The sequence below is a fragment of the Mesorhizobium sp. M7A.F.Ca.CA.004.04.2.1 genome (assembly GCF_004022825.1).
Lineage (GTDB): Bacteria > Pseudomonadota > Alphaproteobacteria > Rhizobiales > Rhizobiaceae > Mesorhizobium.
Genome location: NZ_RZPH01000560.1, coordinates 1 through 3,957, shown reverse-complemented (window position 1 = coordinate 3,957; position 3,957 = coordinate 1). Strand labels below are relative to the sequence as shown.

4 protein-coding genes are annotated in these 3,957 nt (G+C 63.2%); 3 read left to right on the top strand and 1 reads right to left on the bottom strand.

From position 1 onward, the window contains the following. The 3 genes from EN893_RS22560 to gndA all read left to right on the top strand — a co-directional run. On the top strand, nt 1–539 hold a 539-nt coding region (locus EN893_RS22560; protein WP_206640156.1), incomplete at its 5' end, for a CopD family protein. Nucleotides 540–1,168: 629 nt separating this feature from the next. Continuing rightward, nucleotides 1,169–1,867 (top strand): hypothetical protein, encoded by a 699-nt coding sequence (locus EN893_RS22555; protein ID WP_127270723.1) that lies wholly within the window; start codon nt 1,169–1,171, stop codon nt 1,865–1,867. Nucleotides 1,868–2,097: 230 nt separating this feature from the next. Next, nucleotides 2,098–3,525: an NADP-dependent phosphogluconate dehydrogenase gene (gene gndA / locus EN893_RS22550; RefSeq protein WP_127272128.1), complete on the top strand. Its 1,428-nt coding sequence runs from the start codon at nt 2,098–2,100 to the stop codon at nt 3,523–3,525. A 9-nt stretch (nt 3,526–3,534) separates the two neighbouring features. Here gndA and EN893_RS22545 read toward each other — a convergent pair. Then, nucleotides 3,535–3,957 (bottom strand): substrate-binding domain-containing protein (locus EN893_RS22545; protein WP_164901022.1); only part of this gene is annotated, 423 nt, incomplete at its 5' end.

Below are 3,957 nucleotides of genomic sequence, written 5' to 3'. Positions count from 1 at the left end.
TTATCAAGCTGGGGCTGCTGGTCTTTCTGTTCACGCTTGCTGCCGTCAATCGCTGGAAACTCACCGCATCGGCCGAGGCGGGATCGACGGAAGTTCAACGCAGGCTGGTCCGCTCGATCGGCGTCGAGACGTTGATCGTGTTGGCGATTTTCGGCGTTGCCGCGGGCTGGCGCTTCACGCCGCCGCCACGAGCCCTGGCGATTGCGGCAGCGCAACCGGTGTCGGTCCATATCCACGCGCTGCAAGCGATGGCCGATCTCAGCATCACTCCCGGCCATGCCGGCCCGGTCGTTGCCTCGATGGTCATCATGAGCGGCGATTTCGGCCCGCTCGACGCCAAGGAGGTGACGCTTGTGCTGTCAAAACCCGATTCCGGCATCGAGCCGCTGAAGCGCGCTGCGAGCAAGCCCGGTGACGGCAGCTGGCGCGTCGACAACCTCGTCATCCCGGTGCCGGGCCGGTGGACGGTGCGCATCGACATACTGGTCTCGGACTTCGAGATGGTGAAGATCGAGGCGCCCGTCGATATCAGGCCGTAGCGTCGGCCTTATGGTCCTCACGAAATAGCACCCGCAAAAAGGAGCGACCCAGTCGGCAAATGACGACTGTCAAAATGGTCGCTTTCGTTCGACTTTGGCGGCCATCACTTCGGTTTCGATGCCAATCGCGGTCGTCTCGCCCTATCGAGGCGCATTGGCAAGGGCAAGCGAGGACAAATCGCATGAAGAAGGAGCAACGCCTCTCCACTGCGGGGAACGAGAATGCCGGGCGCAATAGGCGACAACCAAACTTCAGGGCGCTGGCTGCGCACAACGACCTTGGCGCTCTCATCGAAAAACTTGATCGTGATCCGACGGAGCCGATGCCTGTCGACATCATCAATCATCTCAGCCTGGGCCGATTTCCGGACGCCCGCAAGGTGGCTGAGCGGGTCTCTGCGCCGAAGGGCTATGTGCCGCGATTGGAATCGAGGCTCAACCTGCCTGTTGCGAAGGCCGTCGCGCGGCCTGAGGGCAAGCCGACGCGCACGGGCAGGCGAAACGAGGATCTGCTCAAGGCCTATGTTCCTCGCCATCTCGCTGTGCGAACGGTCCCACGGTTGCGACCGTTCTTTGCTGGACCGGACGGCGATATTGCCGTCAAGCGGTCGGGGCTTACGGCTATCGGCATGGATCTGGTGGCGTTTCCCTGGTCGGCGATAGGCCACATCCGCACCTTCTCCGAAGGCAAGGAGCTTCCAGGAGGCACCGCCTTCATGGTTGGGCCGAACCTGTTGATGACAGCCAGCCATGTCATGCCGTGGGACTACAGCGGCAACTGTCAAATCGAATTCACGCCGGCTATGTACCCGGGTCACTCCCCTCGCTTCGGCTCCACATGGGTCAGCGACTGGTATGGCGTCAGGCATGACGGCTTCTGGGATATGGCGTTCAAAGCGGATGCCAGCGACTATGCAATCTGCAGGACGATTGATCCGATTGGCAACGTCTGCGGCTGGCTGGGTACGCAGGCCTTCGACGACCACGATGAGTATTTCGACCATCTTTACATGAGCGCTGGCTATCCTGATTTCGCCGCCGGATACCCGGCTGTCGAGCTGGCTGCCTTCATAAGAGATGTCGACGGAGACAAGCATGCGCGCGAGCTTGAAACGACAAACTTCGCCGGCCACGGGTGGTCGGGAGGACCTCTGTTCGGCTTCATCCGCGACGACTGGCGCGTCGTGGGAGTTTGCCATGGCCAGGAAACCGAGTTCGTGGTTCCCTTCCCGCCTTGGAACCCTCCTTGGAACGTGAATCTGCTCTTTGCCGGAGGGGACGCAATGGTGGATTTGGTCTACCATGGCTATGCCAACTACAATTTCTGAACCCGCTTCTCCCTCGACGCCGGCACCTGAACTTCCCGGCGGCCGCGCCGATTGCCAATCTTCTCGGGCTCTGGTCTTCACGTTCGATCCGCGCAACACAATTCGGCGAGGCGGTTGACGCGGCCCGAAAGGCCCGTCAATCATCCCGTGAAGAATGGCATCCCGTGATGAATGGGCATCCGCGCAAATCGCGGGCTCGAACCAACAAGATCCGAAGCAGGGAAGAAACGATGGAAAATGCCGAAATCGGCCTGATCGGCCTTGGCACGATGGGCTCCAACCTGGCGCTCAACATCGCCGAGCACGGGCACCGCATCGCTGTCTTCAACCGCACCAGGGCGCGCACCGACGCTTTCATCGAGAACGCCGGCGCGCTCAGGGACATGGTCGTGCCCTGCTACAGCCTGGAAGAGCTTGCCGCCGCCATCCGGCCGCCGCGCCCGATCATCATCATGGTGCTGGCCGGCAAGCCGGTCGACGAACAGATCGCTGCGCTGCGCGGCGTGCTGTCGGCCAATGACATCGTCATCGATGCCGGCAACGCCAATTTCCGCGACACGATGCGGCGCTTCTCCGAGCTTTCCGGCTCGGACCTCACCTTCATCGGCATGGGCGTGTCCGGTGGCGAGGAGGGCGCGCGCCACGGGCCGTCGATCATGGTCGGCGGCACAGAGGACTCATGGAAGCGCGTCGAGAAGGTGCTGACGGCGATCTCCGCCAAGTTCAAGGACGAACCCTGCGCGGCATGGCTCGGCACCGACGGTGCCGGGCATTTCGTCAAGACCATCCACAACGGCATCGAATATGCCGACATGCAGATGATCGCCGAAATTTACGGCATCTTGCGCGACGGCCTGGGCATGGGCCCGAAAGAGATCGGCGCGGTGTTTGCCAACTGGAACAAGGGCCGGCTCAACTCCTACCTGATCGAGATCACCGCCAAGGTGCTGGCATCAGACGATCCGAAGACCGGCAAGCCGGTGGTCGACATCATCCTCGACCGCGCCGGCCAGAAGGGCACCGGCAAATGGTCGGTCATCGAGGCGCAGCAACTCGGCATTCCGGCGACGGCGATCGAGGCGGCGGTGGCGGCACGCGTTCTGTCATCGATCAAGGACGAGCGGCTGGCGGCGGAAAAGGCCTACGGCAACGTCGGCGTGACGAAGATTTCCGGTGACAAAGATGCCCTGCTGGAAGATCTGGAGTTGGCGCTGTTCGCCGGCAAGATCGCCGCCTACGCCCAAGGTTTTGCGGTGATGAGCGGCGCCTCCAAGGAATTCAACTGGAACCTGCCGATGCCGACCATCGCCAGGATCTGGCGCGCCGGCTGCATCATCCGCTCGCAGATGCTCGACACCATGGCGGAAGCCTTCAGCAAGGGCGGCGCCTCGACCAACCTCCTGATGGCCCCGGCCTTCATCGCGCTGATGCAGGAGGCGCATCCGTCGCTGCGCCGCATCGTGGCGAGGGCTTCGGAGGCCGGTTCGCCGGTGCCGGCGCTGTCTTCCGCACTTGCCTATTTCGACAGCTACCGCCAGGGCCGCGGCACCTCGAACCTGATCCAGGCGCAGCGCGACTTCTTCGGCGCGCACGGCTTCGAGCGCATCGACGACAAGGGCGCGTTCCATGGGCCGTGGGGAAGCGGTGCGGCTGGCTAGCCCAAGGGCCTAAACGGAAACCGGCGGGCTGAACGCCCGAACCTCGCTGGTGGCGACCAGGCGCTGCAACGAGCCGGGTGCGGCGCCGCCGATCCAGCCGAGCACGGAGCGGGCGAGATCGGAGCCGGCCAGGCGGAAGTTCTCGTTGACGACGAGCAATTCCGGCCGGAACAGATGCAACAGGTCCGACGACTGCTTGGACACGACATCGACGTCGCGGCCAAGCTTGAGGCCGGCATCCTCGATGCCGGCGACGATCGCCAGTGTCGCGGCGGCAGCGCTGCTGACGAAGCCGTCCGGCCTGTTCTCGCGGCGCATCACCTGCGCGGTCCTGGTCCTGATCTGCTCGATCGTGTGATCGATGGAAACGGTGTTGAACGGAATTTCGCTGGCTCCGACCTCGCTCAGCGCATCGGCAAAGCCGTTCAGCGT

Bases quoted from the DNA above. Each gene is read 5' to 3' on its own strand.
- EN893_RS22555 (WP_127270723.1), top strand. From the start codon at position 1,169: ATGGATCTGGTGGCGTTTCCCTGGTCGGCGATAGGCCACATCCGCACC.
- gndA (WP_127272128.1), top strand. From the start codon at position 2,098: ATGGAAAATGCCGAAATCGGCCTGATCGGCCTTGGCACGATGGGCTCC.